General features: G+C 45.8%; 22 protein-coding genes. 21 read left to right on the top strand and 1 reads right to left on the bottom strand.

The annotated features are described in order from the left end of the window. The first annotated feature begins 11 nt into the window (after positions 1 to 11). From AB6E30_RS11560 to acpS, 10 genes are all read left to right on the top strand, one after another. On the top strand, positions 12 to 635 hold the full coding sequence (locus AB6E30_RS11560; RefSeq protein WP_171732419.1) for a sigma-E factor negative regulatory protein: 624 nt from the start codon (positions 12 to 14) through the stop codon (positions 633 to 635). After that, on the top strand, positions 632 to 1,594 hold the full coding sequence (rseB, locus tag AB6E30_RS11565) for a sigma-E factor regulatory protein RseB (RefSeq protein ID WP_372103661.1): 963 nt from the start codon (positions 632 to 634) through the stop codon (positions 1,592 to 1,594). Before AB6E30_RS11560 ends, rseB begins: the two co-directional genes overlap by 4 nt. After that, positions 1,591 to 2,061 (top strand): SoxR reducing system RseC family protein, encoded by a 471-nt coding sequence (locus AB6E30_RS11570; protein ID WP_372103664.1) that lies wholly within the window; start codon positions 1,591 to 1,593, stop codon positions 2,059 to 2,061. Before rseB ends, AB6E30_RS11570 begins: the two co-directional genes overlap by 4 nt. A gap of 137 nt (positions 2,062 to 2,198) precedes the next feature. Beyond that, the gene (gene lepA, locus AB6E30_RS11575) at positions 2,199 to 3,992 is read left to right on the top strand and encodes a translation elongation factor 4 (protein WP_017059045.1); all 1,794 of its coding nucleotides are present in this window, start codon (positions 2,199 to 2,201) and stop codon (positions 3,990 to 3,992) included. A 245-nt stretch (positions 3,993 to 4,237) separates the two neighbouring features. Continuing rightward, a complete protein-coding gene (lepB, locus tag AB6E30_RS11580; protein WP_017068697.1) occupies positions 4,238 to 5,134 on the top strand; it encodes a signal peptidase I in 897 nt (298 codons plus the stop codon). 26 nt (positions 5,135 to 5,160) lie between these two features. After that, a complete protein-coding gene (rnc, locus tag AB6E30_RS11585; RefSeq protein WP_017066012.1) occupies positions 5,161 to 5,838 on the top strand; it encodes a ribonuclease III in 678 nt (225 codons plus the stop codon). Then, positions 5,831 to 6,802, top strand: coding sequence for a GTPase Era (gene era, locus AB6E30_RS11590; protein WP_017059042.1), 972 nt, complete (start codon positions 5,831 to 5,833; stop codon positions 6,800 to 6,802). Before rnc ends, era begins: the two co-directional genes overlap by 8 nt. Positions 6,803 to 6,904: 102 nt before the next feature. Next, positions 6,905 to 7,633, top strand: a complete 729-nt coding sequence (gene recO / locus AB6E30_RS11595) for a DNA repair protein RecO (protein WP_019826299.1) — start codon at positions 6,905 to 6,907, stop codon at positions 7,631 to 7,633. After that, positions 7,630 to 8,367, top strand: coding sequence for a pyridoxine 5'-phosphate synthase (pdxJ, locus tag AB6E30_RS11600; RefSeq protein WP_372103667.1), 738 nt, complete (start codon positions 7,630 to 7,632; stop codon positions 8,365 to 8,367). The genes recO and pdxJ overlap by 4 nt, the downstream gene beginning before the upstream one ends. A gap of 69 nt (positions 8,368 to 8,436) precedes the next feature. Then, positions 8,437 to 8,817, top strand: coding sequence for a holo-ACP synthase (gene acpS / locus AB6E30_RS11605; RefSeq protein ID WP_017059039.1), 381 nt, complete (start codon positions 8,437 to 8,439; stop codon positions 8,815 to 8,817). 125 nt (positions 8,818 to 8,942) lie between these two features. Here the strand turns inward: acpS and barA are convergent, their stop codons facing one another. Beyond that, positions 8,943 to 11,756, bottom strand: coding sequence for a two-component sensor histidine kinase BarA (gene barA, locus AB6E30_RS11610; protein WP_372074332.1), 2,814 nt, complete (start codon positions 11,754 to 11,756; stop codon positions 8,943 to 8,945). 165 nt (positions 11,757 to 11,921) lie between these two features. On the opposite strand from barA, the gene rlmD reads away from it, so the two are divergent. From rlmD to AB6E30_RS11665, 11 genes are all read left to right on the top strand, one after another. Then, positions 11,922 to 13,241 carry a 23S rRNA (uracil(1939)-C(5))-methyltransferase RlmD gene (rlmD, locus tag AB6E30_RS11615; protein WP_372103670.1) on the top strand — a complete coding sequence of 440 codons (1,320 nt, stop codon included), beginning with the start codon at positions 11,922 to 11,924 and terminating at the stop codon, positions 13,239 to 13,241. Positions 13,242 to 13,376: 135 nt separating this feature from the next. Beyond that, positions 13,377 to 15,599 (top strand): GTP diphosphokinase, encoded by a 2,223-nt coding sequence (relA, locus tag AB6E30_RS11620; RefSeq protein ID WP_372103673.1) that lies wholly within the window; start codon positions 13,377 to 13,379, stop codon positions 15,597 to 15,599. A gap of 210 nt (positions 15,600 to 15,809) precedes the next feature. Beyond that, on the top strand, positions 15,810 to 16,607 hold the full coding sequence (gene mazG, locus AB6E30_RS11625; protein WP_136973764.1) for a nucleoside triphosphate pyrophosphohydrolase: 798 nt from the start codon (positions 15,810 to 15,812) through the stop codon (positions 16,605 to 16,607). A gap of 150 nt (positions 16,608 to 16,757) precedes the next feature. Continuing rightward, on the top strand, positions 16,758 to 18,398 hold the full coding sequence (locus tag AB6E30_RS11630; RefSeq protein WP_372103676.1) for a CTP synthase: 1,641 nt from the start codon (positions 16,758 to 16,760) through the stop codon (positions 18,396 to 18,398). 81 nt (positions 18,399 to 18,479) lie between these two features. After that, complete coding sequence (eno, locus tag AB6E30_RS11635; protein ID WP_017063215.1) at positions 18,480 to 19,778, top strand: phosphopyruvate hydratase; 1,299 nt, start codon at positions 18,480 to 18,482, stop codon at positions 19,776 to 19,778. A 401-nt stretch (positions 19,779 to 20,179) separates the two neighbouring features. Beyond that, a complete protein-coding gene (gene ftsB / locus AB6E30_RS11640) occupies positions 20,180 to 20,461 on the top strand; it encodes a cell division protein FtsB (RefSeq protein ID WP_010435786.1) in 282 nt (93 codons plus the stop codon). Further along, positions 20,461 to 21,162 carry a 2-C-methyl-D-erythritol 4-phosphate cytidylyltransferase gene (gene ispD / locus AB6E30_RS11645; protein WP_372103678.1) on the top strand — a complete coding sequence of 234 codons (702 nt, stop codon included), beginning with the start codon at positions 20,461 to 20,463 and terminating at the stop codon, positions 21,160 to 21,162. Before ftsB ends, ispD begins: the two co-directional genes overlap by 1 nt. Positions 21,163 to 21,164: 2 nt before the next feature. Further along, positions 21,165 to 21,644, top strand: a complete 480-nt coding sequence (gene ispF, locus AB6E30_RS11650; protein WP_004739053.1) for a 2-C-methyl-D-erythritol 2,4-cyclodiphosphate synthase — start codon at positions 21,165 to 21,167, stop codon at positions 21,642 to 21,644. Positions 21,645 to 21,666: 22 nt separating this feature from the next. Then, positions 21,667 to 22,713, top strand: a complete 1,047-nt coding sequence (truD, locus tag AB6E30_RS11655; RefSeq protein ID WP_372103681.1) for a tRNA pseudouridine(13) synthase TruD — start codon at positions 21,667 to 21,669, stop codon at positions 22,711 to 22,713. Between the two features lie 81 nt (positions 22,714 to 22,794). After that, positions 22,795 to 23,538: a 5'/3'-nucleotidase SurE gene (gene surE / locus AB6E30_RS11660; RefSeq protein WP_372103684.1), complete on the top strand. Its 744-nt coding sequence runs from the start codon at positions 22,795 to 22,797 to the stop codon at positions 23,536 to 23,538. Beyond that, positions 23,539 to 24,165 carry a protein-L-isoaspartate(D-aspartate) O-methyltransferase gene (locus tag AB6E30_RS11665; protein WP_017059029.1) on the top strand — a complete coding sequence of 209 codons (627 nt, stop codon included), beginning with the start codon at positions 23,539 to 23,541 and terminating at the stop codon, positions 24,163 to 24,165. It begins immediately after the preceding gene. Positions 24,166 to 24,194: the final 29 nt, after the last annotated feature.

Here is a 24,194-nt window from a genome sequence, read left to right on the forward strand (position 1 = left end):
TGGTGAAAATAATGGCTGATAAAGAAAAGCTTTCGGCACTCATGGATGGTGAAACGATCGATAAAGCTCTCATTGTAGATCTAGAATCTGATCAAGAAAGCATGGATACTTGGCAGAGTTACCATTTAATTGGTGATGTTATGCGTGGGGATTCGCCAGAAACTCCAGAGTGGAACATTGCTAATAGTGTAGCGGCAGCGCTTGAGAACGAGCCTGCATATGGTTCAATGTCGAACCTGCACCAAGTGAATGTTGAACCTACTGTTGCTCCAATTGAAGAGCAACCTAAACCTCAGCAAGCGAAGCGTCAGCTTCCGGCGTGGTTACAACAGTTTGGACAAGTTGCCGTGGCAGCGTGTGTTTCATTAGCCGTTGTATTAGGTGTTCAACAATATGGTGGTAGCGACCCTGCAGCACCAGAGCAGTTGCCTGTACTCCAGACGATTCCATTTGCCGGTTCTGCGGAACCAGTAAGTTTAACGCGTGACTCTGTTGAGAAACCAGCATCTGAAGCTAACTTGCAAGAGCAGCGCAAACGCGTTCATGCATTGTTAGAAGATTATGAGCTGCAGCTAAGATTAAACAGTGATGCATCGCCAATGCAAGATGCACATCTAGAATCGGACATTGAATGAAGAAAATCCTGGTCAGTGCACTGACACTGTTCAGCTTGATGTCTCCAACAGCCTTTGCAGAGGAAACCACTGCAAAGGCCTTGTTGCATCAAATGAACGAGGCCAGTCAGCATCTAAATTACGAACTCTCCTACATTTTGATAAAGAAGAGCAGTATTGAGCCTCTTGTTTATCGCCATGCGGTTAACGACGACCAACAACTTGCACACCTTGTTTATCTAAGCGGCCCTGTTCGTGAAGTCATTCGACGTGGCAACGAAGTTAGCTACATCGAGCCGGGTACAGAGCCATTTACGATTCAGTCAGGCAGCATGGTTGCGCCTGTTATTCCGATGATTAATCGAGATATCGAATCTCTGAATCAGTACTACGACTTTGTGAAAGTTGGTCGCTCTCGTGAAGCAGGTAGCACCACTCAAGTGCTGCGTGTCGTGCCGAAAGATGGCCTTCGCTACTCTTACGTGGTTTGGGTAGACGAAAAAACGAATCTTCCTTTGCGTGCCGACCTTTTGGATCGTGATGGCGAAGTGCTTGAACAGTACCGCACTATCTCTTACGTGGTGAACGATAAGATTGCTGAGGCTATGGGTGGCTTGAGCCAAGCTCAATTGCCGAAAGTTTTATCATTACCGGAAGGCTTAGTGAGTGAAACTAACTGGCAAGCGTCGTGGATTCCTGAAGGGTTTAAATCAAAAGAGCTTAGCCGCTATCAAATGGCTGCGACCGATAAAATGGTTGAAAGTCAGCTTTTCAGTGATGGACTGTTTAACTTTTCGGTTTATATCGCGGAAAAAGATGAGCATTCATTGAAAGGGCAGCTGGTGCGTCAAGGGCGTAGAACCTTGCACAGCTTAGTGAATGGCGATAAAGAGATCTCTGTGGTTGGTGACATTCCGCCGGCAACTGCAAAACGTATTGCTCAGTCAGTTACATTTAATAAATCGGTACAAGCGCAATGATGACCGCGCTGGCGACCGTTAGCTCGGTTGAACAAAAAGGTAAGCAATACTTTGTTCAATTGAGCTGCGAACAACAAACCAGTTGTAGCAGCTGTTCTTCTCAAAAAAACTGCGGTACGGGTATTGTGACCAAGGCTGTTGGCAATAAATCTTTGTTTTGGCAGCTTAAAACCAAAAGCTTAGTCAAAGCTGGACAAATCGTAGAAATTGGCTTTCCAGAAAAAAGCCTACTTCAGTCGGCGGCGATTGTTTATCTCATCCCACTTTTCATGTTGATGATTGGTGCTGGTTTTGGGCAACTCTTGTTACAACCCTTACTCCAGGGGGGCGAGGGCATTGTTATCTTAAGTGCAGCACTGTTTACTGCTGGTGGGATTGCCTTAGCGAAGCGGTTAGCCAAACCCATGGAAGACAAATCCAAGCAAGTAGTCGTCTTGATTCGAATCCTAGGTGAGTCTCTCGTCTAATTTATGATGCTTCTTGCCCTTAAATTGGGTAGAATCTGCCAACTTGATTGAAATGCCGCCACCAATGCTGACTGTAGATTGGACGCGTCGCGGCTTTCTTATTATCCCTATTCAAAGAGTTTAGTCACACCAAGCCTATGAAGCACATTCGTAATTTTTCGATTATCGCCCACATCGACCACGGTAAGTCGACCCTTTCTGACCGCTTAATCCAAGTTTGTGGAGGATTAAGTGAACGTGAGATGGCAGCTCAAGTCCTCGATTCTATGGATATAGAACGCGAGCGTGGTATTACAATTAAAGCGCAGAGTGTGACTTTAGATTACAAAGCTAAAGATGGTGAAACTTACCAACTTAACTTTATCGACACTCCTGGACACGTAGACTTCTCTTACGAAGTATCTCGTTCTCTAGCGGCTTGTGAAGGCGCACTACTTGTAGTGGATGCTGGCCAAGGTGTTGAAGCACAAACTCTAGCAAACTGTTACACAGCAATCGAAATGGAACTGGAAGTAGTGCCAATCTTGAACAAGATTGACCTACCAGCTGCTGAACCAGAACGTGTTGCTGAAGAAATCGAAGAGATCGTTGGCATCGATGCGATGGAAGCGACTCGCTGTTCTGCGAAAACAGGTTTGGGTGTTGATGATGTTCTAGAAAACATCGTGACGGCAATCCCGCCACCGGAAGGTGATCCTGAAGCGCCTCTACAAGCGTTGATCATTGACTCTTGGTTCGATAACTACCTTGGCGTAGTTTCTTTGGTTCGTATCAAAAACGGTAAGCTGAAGAAGAACGATAAGATCAAAGTAATGTCGACAGACCAAGTATGGGGTGTTGACCGTCTAGGTATCTTCACGCCTAAGCAAATCGATACTACAGAGCTAAATACTGGCGAAGTAGGTTGGGTTGTTTGTGGTATTAAAGACATCCTAGGTGCACCGGTTGGTGATACGTTGACGCTTGCAAAAGGCGGCAGCACTGAACGTCTACCTGGTTTCCAAAAAGTGAAGCCTCAGGTATACGCTGGTCTATTCCCTGTATCATCTGATGACTACGAAAACTTCCGTGACGCGTTAGGCAAATTAAGCCTGAACGATGCATCACTGTTCTTTGAACCAGAAAGTTCAGCAGCACTTGGTTTTGGTTTCCGTTGTGGCTTCTTAGGAATGCTTCACATGGAGATCATCCAAGAGCGTCTAGAGCGTGAATACGACCTAGACCTAATCACAACTGCTCCAACAGTAGTGTATGAAGTTGTAAAAACAGATAAAACGGTTCTTTACGTTGATAGCCCGGCTAAACTGCCAGCGGTTAATGACCTAGAAGAAATTCGTGAGCCAATTGCACGCTGTAATATTCTGGTACCTTCGGATTACCTAGGTAACGTAATCACACTGTGTGTTGAGAAGCGTGGCGTACAAGTAGACATGGTCTACCACGGTAACCAAGTTGCTGTGACGTACGATCTTCCTATGGCAGAAGTAGTTCTAGACTTCTTCGACCGTCTGAAGTCAACGTCTCGCGGCTATGCATCATTGGATTACAACTTCCAACGTTACGAGCCATCAAACATGGTACGTGTAGACGTACTGCTGAATGGCGAAACAGTTGATGCACTAGCTATCATTACGCACAAAGATATTGCTCAGTCTCGTGGTCGTCTACTGGTAGAGAAGATGAAAGAATTCATCCCTCGTCAGATGTTCGATATCGCGATTCAAGCAGCGATTGGTAACCACATCATTGCTCGTTCTACAGTGAAACAACTGCGTAAGAACGTAATCGCAAAATGTTACGGTGGTGATATCAGTCGTAAGAAGAAACTTCTTAAGAAACAAAAAGAAGGTAAGAAGCGTATGAAGCAGATCGGTAACGTTGAACTGCCTCAAGAAGCTTTCCTTGCAATCCTTCATGTTGGCAAAGACTAGGTATCAATCGCACTAACTATCTGCTGAACATTACTGGTTAAAATCGTTTATTTCTTTGTTGCAAAGATTGCAATTAGGCCCACTAGTCACTGCACTTTGCGCCTCGAACTAAACGATTTTTCCTGCGTAATCTCCCCAGCATTTAGTCAGCATGATTGATACAGATTAGAAATATTAAGCAGAGTGAAAGGGTTATACTCTTTCACTTTCGTTATTTTTAAAGAAATGAAATTTAAGGGATATCAATGGCTAATACATTTTCGCTTATCTTAGTGATCGTAACTCTAGTGACCGGCATTGTATGGGCGTTGGAAAAGTTTGTGTGGGCGAAGAAGCGCCAGCAAAAGCTTGCTGACGTTGAAGCACAATCGAATGGCCTAGACGCTGAAACTAGCGCAAAAGTTACGGCTCAACCTTGGTGGGTTGAGAACAGTGTGTCCATTTTCCCGGTAATTGCATTTGTTTTGGTTCTGCGTTCATTTATTTATGAACCGTTTCAAATCCCTTCTGGCTCGATGATGCCAACGCTTTTGGTTGGTGACTTCATCTTGGTAGAGAAGTACGCGTACGGTCTAAAAGACCCAGTATGGCGCACTCAACTGGTAGAAACGGGCAAGCCAGAACGCGGTGACTCAATCGTATTTAAGTACCCACCTCAGCCAAACATCGACTACATCAAGCGTGTTGTTGGTATGCCAGGTGACACCATTCGCTACAGCAGTCGTAAAGAGATCTGCATTCAGGCGAAGGGTACAAGTAGCTGTGAACCAGTGAAACTAAGTAATGTTGAAGAGAGCCAATTTATTCAAGATGGTGTGCCTCTGATTCAGCTGAACGAACAGCTTGGAGACGTAGAACACCAGATTTTAGTTAACCCATTGCGCCGCGATCGTGTGCAAGCATATCAGCCTCGCAATGGTGTTAACGAATGGGTCGTTCCAGAAGGCCAGTACTTTGTGATGGGTGATAACCGTGACAACAGTGCCGATAGCCGTTACTGGGGCTTTGTCCCTGAAGCAAACCTTGTTGGTAAGGCCGTTGCTATTTGGATCAGCTTCGAATTCGAACGCGGTTCAGACAGTGTACTTCCAACATGGATTCCTACTGGTGTGCGTTTTAATCGCATCGGTGGGATTCATTAATCGATCACATAACACATCGAGAGAGCATGAATTCTCCAATTGATAAACTAGAGAGAAAGATTGGCTATCAGTTTAATGATGCCGATCTTATCCACTTGGCGCTGACTCACCGCAGCGCCGCAGGTAAACATAACGAACGTCTTGAGTTTCTGGGCGATTCAATTTTAAGTTTTGTTATCGCTGATGATCTTTACCACCGTTTTCCTAAGGTAAACGAAGGTGATATGAGCCGCATGCGCGCAACATTAGTACGTGGTCATACATTGGCAGAACTAGGTCGTGAATTCGAACTAGGAGATTACTTAAAATTAGGTCCAGGTGAGTTGAAGAGTGGCGGTTTCCGTCGTGATTCTATTCTAGCGGATGCGGTTGAAGCGGTCATCGGCGCTGTCTATTTAGATAGTGATACCGAGACGGTTCGCGGCATTATTTTAAGCTGGTACCAATCTCGCCTAGATGCTATTCAGCCTGGAGTATCTCAAAAAGATCCGAAAACTCGCCTACAAGAGTTTTTGCAAGGTCGAAGAAATCCTCTACCTGTCTACACAGTGACTAATATTAAAGGTGAAGCACACAACCAAGAGTTTACGGTTGAGTGTGAAGTGGCAGGTGTGGATAAACCTGTTATCGGTAAAGGCACTAGCCGCCGCAAGGCAGAACAAGCGGCTGCTGAAACAGCATTAGAGCAACTAAGCAATGTCTGATAACAACCAAGATTTCGATATCGATGCATTCTTTTCATCTGATAGCAAAAAAACAGGCCTACCGGAAAACCAACACTGTGGCTTCATCGCTATTGTCGGTCGCCCAAATGTAGGTAAGTCGACGCTTCTGAACCATATTCTGGGTCAGAAGATTTCTATTACATCACGTAAACCACAGACGACACGTCACCGTATTATGGGCGTTGAAACTGAGGGTGATTACCAAGCGATCTTTGTTGATACTCCTGGACTTCATATTGAAGAAAAGCGTGCCATCAACCGCTTGATGAACCGTGCGGCGAACAGCTCATTGAGTGATGTAAACCTAGTATTCTTCCTTGTCGATGGTACTCACTGGACTGACGACGATGAGATGGTTCTGAACAAACTGAAGAAGACTGACTTCCCAGTTGTACTTTGCATCAACAAAGTAGATAACGTTCAAGACCGTACTAACGTGATGCAGCACATGATGGAAGTCTCTAAGAAGATGGACTTCATTGATGTAGTGCCAATCTCAGCGAAGCAAGGTAAAAATATTGATGTACTGCGTAAGCACGTACGTGAACATTTACCTAAAGCGACACACCACTTCCCTGAAGAATACGTGACTGATCGCTCGCAACGTTTTATGGCCTCTGAAATTATCCGTGAAAAGCTGATGCGCTTTACGGGTGACGAGCTACCTTACTCGGTAACGGTTGAAATCGAACGTTTCGATTACAACCCAGATAACGATGGCTTCCACATCAATGCACTGATTCTTGTTGAGCGTACAGGCCAGAAGAAAATGGTGATTGGTAAAGCGGGCGAGAAGATCAAAACGATTGGTCGTGAAGCGCGTATCGATATGGAAGAGCTATTCGGCCGTAAGGTTTACCTAGAGACTTGGGTCAAGGTTAAATCTGGCTGGGCTGATGATGAGCGTGCACTTCGCTCGTTAGGCTACATCGACGATCTATAATATATTGAACGTCACTTTCTGAGATTAAGAAAGTTGAACTGAAGATAAATCCAAGAGAGAGTGCGAACTCTCTCTTTTTGTATCTGTAATAAGGGTAAGTGATTGAGCGAAGGGTTACAGCGATGCTTTGTGTTGCACCGTCGACCATACAGTGAGTCGAGCCTGATCTTGGACGTCTTCAGCGAAGAGTTCGGTCGGGTGACGTTGATGTCTAAAGGCGCTCGCAGCAAGCGTTCCAATTTGAAAGGTGCATTACAACCTTTTACGCCGCTATTGCTTAAGTGGTCTGGTAATGGTTCGATGAAAACCTTACGCCAAGCTGAACCCATCAGCTTGGGGCTCCCTCTCGCCGGTATTAATCTGTATTCAGGCATGTACGTGAACGAGCTTATCGGTCGGGTATTGATGGCGGAAGTACCGATGCCTGCACTTTTTCACGACTATCTTCATGCTTTAACAGAGCTGGCGCATAATGATAATCCTGAGCCAGCACTGCGTCGCTTTGAGCTGGCTCTTTTATCTGCTATGGGTTACGGCGTCGACTTTTTACACTGCGCGGGCACTGGCGAAGCGATTGATCCGAGCATGACTTATCGCTATCGAGAGCAGAAAGGTTTCATCGCTTCAGTACGTCGAGATAACCTGACTTTTATGGGCGATGAACTTATTGCAATCAGCGAACGTAGGTTTATCACTAAAGAGCAGTTAAAAGCGGCAAAACGCTTTACACGCATAGCCTTAAAGCCGTATCTTGGCGGCAAACCATTAAAAAGTAGAGAGCTATTTATGCCAACAATAGCCCTCTCCAGAGCACGGAGTATTGGAAAATGAGCTCAATCCTTTTAGGCGTTAATATCGACCATATTGCAACACTACGTAATGCACGTGGTACTAAATACCCAGATCCAGTACACGCAGCTGAAATCGCTGAACGTGCTGGTGCAGATGGCATTACTATTCACCTGCGTGAAGACCGTCGTCACATCGTTGATCGCGATGTGCGTATTCTGGCTGAAACACTTCAAACTCGCATGAACTTGGAGATGGCCGTAACGGACGAGATGGTTAAAATTGCACTCGATACTAATCCTGAGTTTGTTTGTCTGGTTCCTGAAAAACGTGAAGAGCTAACCACTGAAGGTGGCTTGGACGTAGTTGGTCAACTAGAGAAGATCAAAGCGGCGACACAAAAACTGTCTGCAGCAGGTATCAAGGTATCTCTGTTTATCGATGCTGACCGTGAGCAAATCGATGCTGCAAAAGCGTGTGGCGCACCGTTCATTGAACTGCACACGGGTCACTATGCTGATGCTAAGACAGAAGAAGATCAACAAGACGAGCTTAAGAAGATCGCAGCAGGCGCAAGCTATGCAGATGACTTAGGTATCACAGTCAATGCGGGTCATGGTCTGACTTACCACAACGTAGCACCGATTGCGGCACTTCCAGAGATCTACGAGCTGAACATCGGTCACTCGATCATGGGACGTGCAGTGTTTGATGGCTTAAACAAAGCCGTTGCAGACATGAAAGCAATCATGGAAACAGCACGTAACAACGCTTAGTTCGGCAAGTCGTCGGCACTAAGCGATGTACAGTTAATCATTAGACAGAAGTTAAGTAGTAGAGGAAACATGGCAGTTGTTGGATTAGGTACAGATATCGCAGAAATCGAACGTGTCGAGAAGGCGCTGTCGCGAAGTGGCGACGCTTTTGCTCAGCGTATTTTGACGGATTCTGAGTTTGAAGTATTCCAACAGTTGAAGCAAAAAGGCCGTTACCTTGCAAAACGTTTTGCTGCTAAAGAAGCTGCATCTAAGGCGTTAGGTACGGGGATTGCGCTGGGTGTTACCTTCCACGACTTTGAGATTTCAAACGATGAGCATGGTAAGCCAGTATTGAGCTTACACAAGAAAGCGCGTGAAATCGCAGAGGCGAATGGCACAACATCGATTCATCTGACTATCTCGGATGAGCGTCACTACGCTGTGGCAACGGTGTTACTCGAATCGTAAACAGATTATCGCGACTTTATATCTAGTGCTCTTGGCTCTAGACAGAAAAAAGCAGAGCTCATGAGCTCTGCTTTTTTATTGGCGGGTAAACCCTCTAAAGAATACTAGTGAGTAACAAGTACCCGCTAGGCCTTCGCCTGTTTCAAGTAGTGAATCGCGGTTGCTTGAACCTTATCTAATTCATCCTGAAGCTCGAAAAGCTCAGGTTCAATGTCTTCAACAGAAGTACCTGAACGCAGCTCTTTCTCTATTGTCGCACATACCGATTTTAGCCTTGGTACGCCGCTGTACGAGCTGCTGCCATGCATCTTGTGAATGATGTGTATCAGCTCTTCAACTGGATAGTCACTGTCTTCTATCGCTTTGTCTGCTGCCTCATACACCTCTGGAATAAAGTCGACGAGCATTTGCAGCATATCGCGTGCGAGGTCTTCTTTATTGGCGGCTTGTTTCATCGCAGCTTGCCAATCAATGATGATGTTTGTGTGCACGCTGGCTTCAGTTTCTGACACCGGACCGTTGTCGACTTCAGCAGAGACCGCTGGGTGGTCTGGATCTATTTTTTCGATGTGCTCAACCTCAGAGGTCGAGCTCCAATGAATCAGAACCTGCTGTAAAACATGCTCTTCAATAGGTTTGGTTAGGTAGTCATCCATGCCCGCTTCAAGCAGTCGATCTCGTTCGCCAATCATTGCATGTGCGGTCACGGCAATTACAGGTGTATTCGCATTGTTCGCCAGTTTTTTGATGTTCTGACAAGCGGTTACACCGTCCATCTGTGGCATTTGAATATCCATGAAGATGATATCAAATGGCGTCTCTGTCGCTTTGTCTATCGCCTGCTGACCACTGGTACAACTGATGACGGTTTCTACACGCTCTTTAAGCAGCGCGGTAATCAACTTAAGGTTGGCTGGGTTGTCGTCTACTGCCATCACAGTAAGCGGTAACTTCTCTTCAGAATGCGTTTCAATCGCTGGTGCAATCAAGGTAGGTGCCTGATTCGATACCAGAGTTTGCAGCAACTTCTTACGAGAAAGAGGCTTGGTGATGCACTGAACATCGACCTCTTTCATTAGTTGCTCACCCAACGCTAGCTCGGTACTTGGTGTACCAATAATCACGTTTTGAGCAATCTTCTTCGCACCGATCGCCCAACCACTCACAGTATCAAATTGATACTCTTGGTTGGCGGCTAGGTTAAGCAGAACGTAGTCATACGAGGTCGTCTCATCTGGCATCACCGAACGATACGTTACCACTAAGCCTTCTTGGGTTAGGATTTGCTGAGTAATCGATGCCGCTTGCATGTTTGGCTCGATAAGCAGCAGTTGTTTGTCTTGCAGACACTGCGTCTCAATCAGCTCTGTCATCGGCATATCAGTCGTTGATAGTCTCAAGGTGAACCAGAAGGTAGAGCCTTGGTGAAGACGACTGGTTAGGCTGATCTCTCCGCCCATTTGGCTGACCAGTTTTTGGGTGATAACCAGACCTAAGCCTGTACCACCATAGCGACGAGAGATACTTGCATCGGCTTGGCTGAAGGCTTGGAACAGCTGAGCTTGTTGACGCTCCGAGATACCAATACCCGTATCGCGAACCATGAACTGCAGCTCGATGTTGTCTTCGCTTTGTGAACGCAGCTCAACGCTGATATCAATATTGCCGCGCTCGGTAAACTTGATTGAGTTACCCACTAGGTTGGTTAGGATCTGCTGAATACGCAGTGGATCGCCCACCACACCTGGCGGTACTTTAGGGTCGATCTTCAGTGTCAGTTCTAGGCCTTTCTCATGAGCGTTGGTTGCTTGAAGGTTTACTACCTCTTCAAGGCTGGCTTGGAATTCAAATGGGATGTTCTCTAGGGCTAATTTACCGGCTTCAAGTTTCGAGAAGTCCAAGATATCGTTGATGATGCTAAGCAGGTTGTTTGCCGAGCGTTCAATGGTTTGTAGGTAATCGGTTTGACTGTTCGATAGGTGAGTCTTGAGCATTTGACGAGTAAAGCCAATCACACCGTTCAGCGGCGTTCTCAATTCGTGAGACATATTCGCTAAGAACTCAGACTTAACACGAGCCGCTTCTTGAGCGCGTTTCTTCGCGATGTCTAACTCAACGTTTTGAATCTCTAGCTGTTCAAGAGTTTCACGCAAATCTGATGTGGCCTGGTCGATACTGTGCTGCATCTCGACGTGATACTCTGATAGCGATACCGCCATCGCATTGATACCGTTTTTCAGCGAGTCTAGCTCACCATGCATCTTACCTTCGATACGCACATCTAGGTGACCTCGACGAATTCGGTCGACCATGTTTTTCATGTGTGTGATCGGTTGAGTGACATCGTGCATTAAGCGGAACGCAAACACGCCCGATAAACCAAGCCCGAGAATCAACACTAAGAATGCAGAGAACACTTCTTGATATTGCTGCAATCGAAGTGATGAAAGATCTAATTCAATCGCAATGTAGCCGATCGCTTGATTAGCTTGAGACTGACCGTTGGCTGAATTGATGTACTGGCCTTCGGCGATGATAGGTGTCCGCAGAATCAGCGTATTATCGAGAAGGTTCGATGAGCTTAAATGCGGGATCGGTTTATCTTTGGGGTAGGTCAGGCTTTCAAAATCGGGGTGGAAGTTTGAGGTTACAAACAACTCATGACGCTCATCAAACACCGCGATACTGCGCACTAGCTTAGAATTCTTTCGATGCGCATAGCTAATAAGCTGACGAACAGACTCTCGACTTTCGAGCTTCATGCCTGATTCACTCGTAATCGCAAGTGGCTCAATGATGCTAGTACCAGTGTTAACCACTTGACCTTCAAGGTCTTGATAGCGGTTAAATGAGAAAAATGCACTCAATAGCAACCCAATAATCAGGGTTGGAGCTAGAGTTAAGGTAATTACACGGGCTCTTAAGCCATATCTGGTCATGTTCTTTAATTACATCGAGGTCTGGATATGGGAAAATAACGCACACAATGGCGGTTAAGTGAACGGTAAGCTTAATCAAAGCCGTGACGTTCGACAATGATTCCAAGACATAATAGTGAGTCCTGGATACCAATTACTTATTAAAAGATACATTAGGCACAAGCAATGGCACGTTTTTTCCAACCAAAAAAGAAAACTCAACTCGAGACCAAGCATCAATCGGTTTTGGTTGAACGAATGGATCACAATGGCGCTGGCATCGCTTATCAAAAGAATAAACCGGTTTTCATTGATGGCGCATTGCCCGGTGAGCAGGTGGTTATTCAACTTACTGAGAGCAAAAGTAAGTTTTCGCGAGCTAAACTCATCAAGTTATTGAAGCCGAGCGAGCAGCGTTTAAAGCCGTTTTGTAAGCACTTTAATCAGTGTGGTGGCTGTCACCTTCAACACCTAGGTTACTCTTCTCAGGTTGAGCATAAATCGCAATCTCTGACGCACCTGATGAGCCAATACCAAACGGCGAACACTGAAGTTGCACAACCTATTGTCGGTGATGAAACCGGTTATCGACGTCGCGCACGTATCAGCCTATTTGTTGATAAGAAGACACAACAGCTTCAATTCGGTTTCCGTAAGAAGCAGAGTAAGCAGATTGAAAACATCACCGACTGTGCCGTGCTTGATCCTCGCCTTAATGTGTTGCTGCCAAAACTGAAAAATTTACTGAACACTTTCAACAGCCTTACGTCTTTAGGACACGTTGAATTGGTGTTGGGCGATACTGGCCCTGTTATGGTGCTACGTCACCTTAAGCCTCTGGTTGAAAAAGATGAGCAAGCGCTGATTGCGTTAGCAAAAGAAGAAGGCGCTACGCTGTATTCGATGCCTGAAACCGATAAGTTGGTTCGCTTAGTCGGCGATACACCTTCTTACAGCGAAACTGGCGTGACGTTACCGTTTGAGCCAAACCACTTTATCCAAGTAAACCAGAAAGTGAATCAGCAGATGGTGGCTCAAGCGATTGAGTGGCTAGAACCTCAAGCGGATGAGCGAGTGCTCGACCTGTTTTGCGGCTTAGGGAATTTCAGTTTGCCTATCGCGCAACAATCGGCGTTTGTGGTTGGCGTAGAAGGCGTTGATGAAATGGTTCAGCAAGCCACATCTAATGCAGCGTTAAACCAGTTAAGCAATACGGAATTTTACCAAGCTAACCTTGAAGAAGACTTATCTTCACAGCCTTGGGCAAAAGAGAAATTCGATAAAATATTGCTTGACCCGGCACGTGCGGGAGCGAGTGGGATCGTTGATCAAATTTCAGCGTTAGGAGCGAAGCGTGTGGTTTATGTTTCGTGTAATCCTGCTACTCTAGCTAGAGATTCAGAGAGCTTAGAAAAGCAAGGCTACCAATTAGCCAAACTTGGTATGTTGGATATGTTCCCACACACTAGCCATTTAGAATCGATGGCTCTCTTTATCAAGGCTTAAAGGCCCGTAAATAAGGCTTAAAAATGAATGACAAAGGCGCAGGGACACCTGCGCTGATATCAATATGGTCGAACTAACTTGGAACCAGTTAGTCATATTGAATTGGGTATAAAACAGAATAACTAGGAAGGCACGATGGTTGCGGTACGAAGCGCACATTTAAACCCAAGCGAACAGTTTGAGCTAGAAAGTTGGATTGCGTCATTAAAGCAAGACGCAAAAACCTCGAATAAACTGAACAAAGTTTATCGTCACTGTGAAGAGCTATTAAAAGATCACGAGCAAGCATCACTCTTGCTATGGCGTGGACGCGAGATGATTGAAATCTTGGTCACGCTGTCGATGGATCGTGCAACATTAGTCGCAGCACAACTCTTCCCAGTGGTATCAAGTGGCGTTTTTGAACGCGAAGCCTTCGAAGAAAGCTACGGCAAAGAAATCGTTAAGCTGATTGACGGCGTTGAAGAAATGGCGGCCTTGGGCCAGCTAAACGTGACCCTTGAAGGCAGTGCTGCCTCGGGTCAAGTTGATAACGTTCGCCGTATGCTACTGGCGATGGTCGATGATTTCCGCTGCGTAGTCATCAAACTCGCTGAACGAATCTGTAACCTTATCGAGGTAAAAAAAGCGCCTGATGCTGTGCGTCGCGCGGCCGCAAAAGAGTGTTCTAACATCTATGCCCCACTGGCAAACCGTTTAGGTATCGGCCAACTTAAGTGGGAAATCGAAGATTACGCATTCCGCTACCAACAACCAGATACCTACAAGCAGATTGCAAAACAGCTGTCTGAGCGTCGTATCGTTCGTGAACAATACATCACAGATTTCGTTGATGATTTAACCGCAGAAATGCAGCGTTCAAACATCAATGCTGAAGTGAGTGGCCGACCAAAACACATCTACAGTATCTGGCGCAAAATGCAGAAGAAAGGCTTGGACTTCGATGAGCTTTTTGACGTACGAGCAGTACGTATTATCGCTGACCAGCTTCAAGACTGTTACGCCGGCCTTGGGGTGGTACACACTAAATACAAGCACCTCCCGAGCGAATTTGATGACTATGTGGCGAACCCTAAGCCAAATGGTTACCAGTCGATTCATACCGTAGTACTTGGCCCTGAAGGCAAGACCATTGAGATTCAGATCCGTACTAAGCAAATGCACGAAGACTCTGAGCTTGGTGTGGCGGCGCACTGGAAGTACAAAGAAGGAGCTTCAAGCGGCCGTAGTGGCTACGATGAGAAAATCACTTGGTTGCGTAAACTTATCGACTGGCAAGAAGAGATGTCGGACTCTGGCGAGATGCTGGATGAGGTACGTAGCCAAGTCTTCGATGACCGTGTATACGCATTTACTCCACGTGGTGACGTGGTCGACTTACCAATGGGCGCAACCCCGTTGGATTTCGCCTACCACATCCACTCGATGGTCGGACACCGCTGTATCGGTGCCAAAGTAGCGGGGCGTATCGTACCGTTCACTCATAAACTATCGATGGGCGATCAAGTTGAGATCATCACGCAGAAAGAGCCGAACCCATCTCGTGACTGGTTAAATCCAACCACAGGTTTTGTTCATTCTGGTCGAGCTCGAGCGAAAATCAACGCTTGGTTCCGCGCACAAAGCCGTGAGAAAAACCTAGAAGCGGGTCGTGATATCCTGGAAGTTGAGCTAGCGAAAGTAGGCGCAACCCTAAAAGATGCTGATCAATACGCACTAAAACGCTTTAACGTGAATACGCCAGACGAACTCTATGCAGGTATTGGTAGTGGCGACTTGCGTATTAACCAAGTGGTTAATCACATCAATGCGCTAGTGAATAAGCCAACGGCGGAAGAAGAAGACAAGAAAGCGCTAGAGAAACTGCTTGAGTCGGAAAACAAGCCGGCACAACAGAGTCGTCCGAAGAAAGATGCGGTAGTGGTTGAGGGCGTTGATAACCTAATGACGCACCTAGCGCGTTGCTGTCAGCCAATCCCAGGTGATGTGATTAAAGGTTACATCACTCAAGGTCGTGGTATCTCAGTGCACCGCGCTGACTGTGAACAGCTAGGCGAGCTAAGCGTGCATGCGCCAGAACGTATCATTGATACCGTTTGGGGTAATGGCTTTGTCGGTTCATACATCCTAACGCTGCGTGTTGAAGCGCTAGAACGTAATGGCTTGTTGAAAGATATCACCTCACTGTTCTCGAATGAAAAGATCAGCGTGACCACAATGAAGAGCCGCATCGACTACAAGCGTCAGCTATCGGTAATGGATTTCGATTTGGAAGTGACCAATATTGAAATTCTGAGTCGCGTTACCAGCCGAGTAGAACAAATCAAAGATGTTATGTCAGTCAAAAGGTTGGGGTAGGCCAAAATACTATCCACGTCATTCCCTACAGTGAGGGACGAACGTGATAGGGAATCTCGTAAAGCGATTTGAGATCCCCAACTCGCTCATTCTTCGCTCTTGGGGATGACGGAAAGAATAGAAAGGTGAGTGGTTTTGGCTGCTCGCCTTTTTTAGTTTTAGAAGACGTTATAAATTTAAAAATCAAAGACAGTGAATAGGAAGAAAACGATGAATCACCCGATTGAACAACTTGAACAGATTATGACTAAGCTGCGCGATCCAGAAGGTGGCTGTCCTTGGGATTTGAAACAAAATTTTGAAACAATTGTGCCGCATACTATCGAAGAAACCTACGAGGTGGTGGACGCGATTCACAACAAAGATTGGCCGAACCTACAAGAAGAGTTGGGTGACTTGTTGTTTCAGGTGATCTTCTATAGCCAGTTAGCGAAAGAACAGGGGTTGTTTGAGTTCTCTGATGTGGTTGATGGCATTAACGAAAAGCTAACACGCCGCCATCCGCATGTGTTTTCTGATACCGAGTTTGCGAGCGATGAAGAAATTAATGCCAACTGGGAAGCTGAAAAAGCCAAAGAAAAAGCTCAGGCAGGCAAAACTCAAGAAAGTATTCTAGACTCAATACCAAACTCTCTACCTGCGCTTTCACGTGCTACAAAGATTCAAAAACAGGTAGCGAAATATGGCTTTGATTGGGACTCTATTGGCCCAGTGGCTAATAAGGTTTTAGAGGAAGTCGATGAGGTGCTGGAAGAGGCACTTCAAGTGACGCCAAATGAAGATTTGGTTGAAGAAGAGTTGGGAGACTTGCTGTTTGCGACGGTCAATTTGGTACGACATTTAGGTAAAAACCCAGAATCGGCACTCAATAAAGCCAATCTCAAGTTTTCGCGTCGCTTTAAAGGGGTGGAACAAAAAGTTCGTCAGCAAGATAAAAATTTGACTGACTTTTCACTACAACAGCTTGATTCCATGTGGGATGAAGTCAAAGTGGCGGAGAAAAGATAACCAAAGCTTTTATCATGAATTGATTTGAAGCAAAAAATAAAAAATAGCAGTGTGATAGATTTCACGTTGTGGCGATAAGGGGCTTCTGGTATATTTTCATCCCGTCCAGAAGTAGTCCATTTCCCTCATTCAACCAATTTCAGGTTAAACATGACGACAAATTACATTTTTGTTACTGGCGGGGTTGTATCCTCTCTAGGTAAAGGTATTGCTGCAGCATCTCTTGCAGCTATTTTAGAAGCTCGTGGTCTTAAAGTGACCATGATGAAGCTTGACCCTTACATCAACGTTGATCCAGGCACTATGAGCCCGACTCAGCACGGTGAAGTGTTCGTTACGGAAGATGGCGCTGAAACAGACCTTGACCTTGGTCACTATGAGCGATTCATTCGCACCAAGATGACTAAGCGTAACAACTTCACTGCAGGTCGTGTTTACTCAGACGTACTAGCAAAAGAGCGTCGCGGTGATTACCTAGGTGCAACAATTCAGGTTATCCCACACATCACTAACTCTATCAAAGAGCGTGTAATTGCTGGCGCAGCTGGCCACGATATCGCGATCGTTGAAGTTGGTGGTACGGTTGGTGATATCGAATCTCTACCATTCATGGAAGCGATTCGTCAGCTAGCAGTAGAACTAGGCCGTGAACGCGCAATGTTCATGCACCTTACTCTAGTGCCATACCTAGCAGCTGCGGGCGAAGTGAAAACTAAGCCAACGCAACACTCTGTAAAAGAGCTACTGTCTATTGGTATTCAGCCAGACATCCTAGTTTGTCGTTCAGACCGCAACATTCCTTCGAACGAGCGTAAGAAAATTGCTCTGTTCTGTAATGTGCAAGAAAATGCAGTTATTTCTATGCGCGATGTTGACTCTATCTACAAGATCCCTCAGCTTATTAAAGCTCAAGGTACTGATGAACTTGTATGTAAGCGTTTCGGCATCACAGCTCCAGAAGCAGACCTGTCTGAATGGGAACAAGTAATTTACGAAGAAGCTAACCCAACGGGTGAAGTGACGATTGGTATGGTTGGTAAGTACATTGAACTACCAGACGCATACAAATCAGTAAATGAAGCGCTAAAACACGCGGGCTTGAAAAATCGCCTAAGCGTTAATATTAAATACGTAGATTCACAAGACGTTGAGTCTCGTGGCGTAGAAGTTTTAGAAGGCCTAGATGCAATCCTAGTTCCTGGTGGCTTTGGTGACCGTGGTGTTGAAGGTAAGATTCTTGCTGCTCAATACGCTCGTGAAAACAAAGTACCGTACTTAGGTATCTGTCTAGGTATGCAAGTAGCACTTATCGAGTACGCTCGTAACGTTGCGAAAATGGAAGGGGCACACTCTTCTGAATTCTGTACTGAAACTAAGTACCCAGTTGTTGGTCTTATCACTGAGTGGACTGATGGCGAAGGTAAAGTTGAAGAGCGTACAGAAACATCTGACCTTGGCGGCACAATGCGTCTTGGTTCACAGCTTTGTCACCTAGCGAAAGGGACGAAAGCTTACGAATTATACGGTAGCGCGACGATCCATGAACGTCACCGTCACCGTTACGAAGTGAACAACAATCTTCGTCCACAAATCGAAAAAGCGGGCCTAAAAGTATCGGGTCTATCTGCGGACAAGAAACTGGTTGAAGTTATTGAGAACCCGAACCACCCATGGTTCGTTGCTGCTCAATTCCACCCAGAGTTCACTTCAACACCTCGCGATGGTCACCCATTGTTTGCAGGTTTCGTTAAAGCGGCTGGTGAGTTCCAGCGCGGCGAGTTAGAGAAGTAAAAAGGAATACAGGTAGCTGCGTAAGTTGTGCTGCTACCTTTAAATTTGACATTTATATATTCAACGAGAAGGAAACATTCAATGTCTAAGATCGTTAAAGTTCTAGGTCGTGAAATCATCGATTCACGTGGTAACCCAACTGTAGAAGCTGAAGTACACCTAGAAGGCGGTTTCGTAGGTATGGCTGCTGCTCCATCTGGCGCATCTACTGGTTCTCGCGAAGCTCTTGAGCTACGTGACGGCGACAAATCACGTTTCCTAGGTAAAGGTGTTCTTAAAGCTATTGAAGCTGTAAACGGCCCAATCGCTGAAGCTCTAGTTGGTACTGACGCTAAAGCACAAGCTGACGTTGACCAAATCATGCTTGACCTAGACGGTACTGATAACAAGTCTAAGTTCGGCGCGAACGCTATCCTAGCTGTATCTCTAGCTAACGCAAAAGCTGCTGCTGCTGCGAAAGGCATGCCTCTATACGAGCACATCGCTGAGCTAAACGGTACTGCTGGTCAGTTCTCTATGCCTCTACCAATGATGAACATCATCAACGGTGGTGAGCACGCAGATAACAACGTTGACATCCAAGAGTTCATGATCCAACCAGTTGGCGCTAAAACTCTTAAAGAAGGTCTACGTATCGGCGCTGAAGTATTCCACAACCTAGCTAAAGTTCTTAAGTCTAAAGGCTACAGCACTGCAGTTGGTGATGAAGGTGGTTTCGCTCCTAACCTTAAGTCTAACGCTGAAGCTCTAGAAGTTATCGCAGAAGCTGTTGCAGCTGCTGGTTACGAACTAGGTAAAGACGTTACTCTTGCTATGGACTGTGCAGCATCTGAGTTCTTCGACAAAGAAGCTGGTATCTACAACATGAAGGGCGAAGGTAAAACTTTCACTTCTGAAGAGTTCAACCACTACCTAGCTGAGCTAGCGAACAACTTCCCAATCGTTTCTATCGAAGACGGTCTTGACGAGTCAGATTGGGATGGCTTCAAGCACCAAACTGAACTTCTAGGCAACAAACTTCAAATCGTTGGTGACGATCTGTTCGTTACAAACACTAAGATTCTTGCTGAAGGTATCGAGAAAGGCGTAGCTAACTCTATCCTTATCAAGTTCAACCAAATCGGTTCTCTAACAGAGACTCTAGCTGCTATCAAGATGGCTAAAGACGCTGGCTACACTGCAGTAATCTCTCACCGTTCTGGCGAAACTGAAGATGCAACTATCGCTGATCTAGCGGTAGGTACAGCTGCAGGTCAAATCAAAACTGGTTCTATGAGCCGTTCTGACCGTGTTGCTAAGTACAACCAACTAATCCGTATCGAAGAAGCTCTAGGTTCTAAAGCTCCTTATAACGGTCTTAAAGAAGTTAAAGGTCAATAATTCGTCCTATTTGGCACTGTAGCTGCGTTAACTGCAGAAGATTCACTAAGTCACATAGGAAACTATGCTCCATAGCTGAATCTTCTTTGTTGCCTTGCTACAGCACCAACTAGTTAGAATTATGCACTAATACTTTTGAATGCCTCGCTTATGCGGGGCATTTTTTTGTCTGTAGAAAACTGAATGAAAGAAGCTCTAGGCTCTAAAGCTCCTCCTTGTCACATATAAAGTTCGTCATTCCCTAGACTGACGAAGGAAGGAGTAGGGAATCTCATTGTTTTCCTGACAATGACTCCCCGACTTATTGATTCCCTGACACCACATATCTCGCACCAATAAGCTCATTATGGTATATATGTGCCTTATTCTAGTTCCTTCTTTTTCAACCGGCGAAAGGTGTTATGCGAATTTTTGCTTTAGTACTGCTCATAGTGTTTGGCTGGCTACAACACACACTGTGGCTCGGTAAAAATGGTATCTCTGATTACTACGGTGTGAACAACGAAATCCAAGTTCAACAGCAAGTAAATGAAAAGCTGCATATTCGAAATGCAGAAATGTTTGCTGAAATTGACGATCTACGCCAAGGCTTAGACGCGATAGAAGAACGCGCTCGTCATGAACTTGGAATGGTCAAAGAAGGTGAAACGTTTTATCGCATCATTGGTGAGGAATCCCATTAATGTCGACTCAACTTCAAAGCGTGATTGCCGTTGTACCTGCGGCGGGCGTCGGTAGCCGAATGAAGGCAGACCGCCCTAAGCAATATCTCAAGATTAACGGCTCAACGATTTTAGAGCACACCGTAGATAAATTATTGTCTCATCCACAAGTCTCTCAAATTATCGTCGCGATTAGCGATGATGACCCATACTACCCAGAGCTTGCTCTAAATCAGAACCCACAAGTGATCAGAGTGTCGGGTGGAAGCGAAAGAGCGGACTCCGTACTCTCTGCTTTAGATTACATTGCAGAGCAACAGCTCGGTGATTGGGTAATGGTTCACGATGCGGCAAGGCCGTGTGTTCAGCTAAGTGATATCGACAAGCTAATTTCCGGCGCGATGAGCCATGATGTGGGCGCTATTTTAGCGGCTCCAGTTCGTGACACGATGAAGCGCGGTGCCCAAGGGCAGATCGAGCATACCGTTGAGCGTGCCGATTTATGGCATGCACTTACGCCGCAAATGTTCAGAGCAAAGCCTCTGTGGAAGGCATTAAGTGAGGCGTTGCAACAAGGCGCTTCAATTACTGATGAAGCCTCAGCCTTTGAATGGAAAGGTTTATCGCCCGCTTTAGTGGCAGGGCGTTCAGATAATTTTAAGATTACTCAGCCTGAAGATTTAGCGCTTGCTGAGTTCTATTTAAGTCAGAATAAGGAATAATGATGATTCGTATTGGCCATGGCTTTGATGTACATAAGTTTGGTGGTGAAGGCCCGGTAATTATTGGTGGTGTAAGCATCCCTTACGAGCAAGGTCTTATTGCACACTCAGACGGTGATGTTGCCCTTCATGCGTTGTGTGACGCTCTATTGGGTGCGATTGCTGCGGGTGATATTGGTCGTCATTTCCCTGATACCGATGACGAATGGAAAGGTGCGGATAGCCGTGAGCTACTGAAAGATGTTTACCGTCGAGTAAAAGAACAAGGTTACGTGATTGGTAATGCCGATATTACTATCATGGCGCAAGCTCCAAAGATGGCGCCTCATATAGACTCTATGTGCCAAGCTATTGCTCAAGACCTAGAAACCAGCATTAGCAATGTGAATGTAAAAGCGACGACCACTGAGCGTTTAGGTTTTACAGGTCGCAAAGAGGGCATCGCATGTGAAGCGGTGGTCCTAATTACTAAAAGTGCGTAAGCACCAACACGAAAAGAACAGCATGTCAGATATTTTATCTTCATTGGCTTATCTAAACGGTAAACCAACTGCGAAAGCAAAACTAAAAGCAAAAGCCGAACACTTTGTCGTTAATGAAGACTTGGGTTTTGAGTTTGCTGGTGAAGGCGAGCACCTAATGGTTCGTATTCGTAAAACGGGTGAGAACACGAGCTTCGTAGCAAACGAGCTGGCTAAAGTTTGCGGTGTTAAGTCGAAAGACGTGAGCTGGGCGGGTTTGAAAGACCGCCACGCTGTGACAGAGCAGTGGTTGAGCGTTCACCTACCGAAAGGTGAGCCTGACTTTTCAGGGTTCTTAGCACAATACCCAAGCATTGAAATCTTAGCGACAGCGCGACACAACAAAAAGTTACGTCCAGGCGATTTAGTTGGCAACCAATTTGAGTTGACCTTGTCTGAAGTAACGGATTGCGATGATGTGGTCAAGCGTTTGGAAAAAGTCGCTCAAGTGGGCGTGCCAAACTACTTTGGTGCTCAGCGTTTTGGCAATGAAGGTAACAACCTATCTGAAGCTCGTCGTTGGGGCCGCGATAACGTTCGTACTCGTAACCAGAATAAGCGCAGCTTGTACCTTTCTGCTGCTCGTTCGTGGATTTACAACCTGATCCTTTCAGACCGTATTGAGCAAGATGCGTTTGCATCGGCATTGGTTGGCGATATCGTGGTGAAAGACGGTGCTCAACTGGCAGTAACAGCAGACAACATTGAAGCTGTAAACCAAGACATTGCGAACGGTTCTGCTTTGATAACTGTTGCTTTGGCTGGCGATAATGCCTTACCAACGATTGATGAGTCTCAAGCTCTAGAACAGAAACACCTTGATGCTGAACCGGATCTAATGGCTCTGATTCGTGGTAACCGTATGCGTCATGATCGCCGTGAAGCGTCACTGAAACCAACAGACTTAACTTGGGAAGTGAACGAAGATAATGTCACGCTTAAGTTCTCTCTTGATGCGGGTTGTTTCGCAACAGCGATCGTTCGCGAATTGGTTGAAGAAGTACACGTAGAGAGAACCTACGAGCAATAACGATTCTGCTTGGAGCTGAGTCACTTGATATTGGAATTTAAGTGACTTGGCTTAGCATGGGAACAAAAGAAAGGATACAAGATGAAGATTTTACTCAGCAATGATGATGGTGTGCACGCTCAAGGTATTCATGAGCTGGCAAATGAGCTACGTGATCTTGCTGACGTTATCATTGTTGCCCCTGACCGTAATCGCTCGGGTGCGTCAAATTCATTAACTTTAGAACAGCCTCTGCGTGTTCAAGAGATTACTGAAAATACCTATTCGGTACAAGGAACACCGACCGACTGTGTGCATTTTGCGTTAAACGAACTGCTAAAGAATGACATGCCTGATCTGGTATTAACGGGCATTAATCACGGTGCTAACCTGGGTGATGACGTGCTTTATTCCGGCACGGTGGCTGCAGCAATGGAAGGGCATTTTCTAGGCGTTCAATCGGTAGCGTTTTCTCTGGTGGGAAAAAAACATTTTAAGACAGCGGCAGCGATTGCTCGTCGTATTGTCGAACAACATTTAGCAACCCCAATCCCGACCAACCGCTTGTTGAACGTAAACGTTCCTGATTTAGCCTTAGAACAATTGTCTGGTACTCAGGTGACGCGCTTAGGTGCTCGTCATCACGCTGAAGATATGATCAAGCAAAAAGACCCGCGTGGTCACGATATCTATTGGCTTGGCCCTCCGGGTAAAGAGCAAGATGCCGGTGAAGGTACCGATTTTTACGCGATTGAGCATGGCTTTGTGTCGGTAACACCGTTGCAGGTTGATCTGACGGCGCATGAGTCGTTGGGTGCGATGGCAACATGGTTAGGGGAGAAGTAAGTGAGTAATCCGCAAGCTGAGCGTTTAATTACTTTCCTGATTGAAAATGGTATTCAGGATCAAAAGGTTCTTGATGCGATTTACCAACTGCCGAGAGAGAGCTTTTTATCACAGGCGATGTATCACCAAGCCTATGATAATAATGCGCTGCCTATCGGTCAGGGTCAGACAATCTCACAGCCATACATTGTTGCTAAAATGACAGAGCTACTTGAATTACAACAAGATAGCCGTGTCTTGGAGATCGGAACGGGTTCTGGTTACCAAACTGCGGTATTGGCTCAACTTGTTGATCATGTGTATTCGGTTGAAAGAATAAAGTCGCTACAATGGGATGCCAAGCGTAGGTTGAAGCAACTCGATTTCTACAATATCTCAACTAAGCACGGTGATGGTTGGCAAGGTTGGTCTTCAAAAGCCCCTTTTGATGCGATTATTGTCACCGCCGCTGCAGAGTCGATTCCTCAAGCGCTTCTGCAACAGCTGAAAGATGGCGGTCGTTTACTGATTCCTGTCGGTGATGACGAACAGCAACTATTGAAGATCGTTCGACACGGCGATGAGTTTTTATCGAGTGTTATCGAGATGGTGAGATTTGTACCTCTTGTTCCTGGTGAGCTAGCTTAATAAAAGACTAATGGTGTAGGTGGATAGAG

The organism is Vibrio sp. 10N.247.311.12 (assembly GCF_041467515.1).
Lineage (GTDB): Bacteria > Pseudomonadota > Gammaproteobacteria > Enterobacterales > Vibrionaceae > Vibrio > Vibrio crassostreae_C.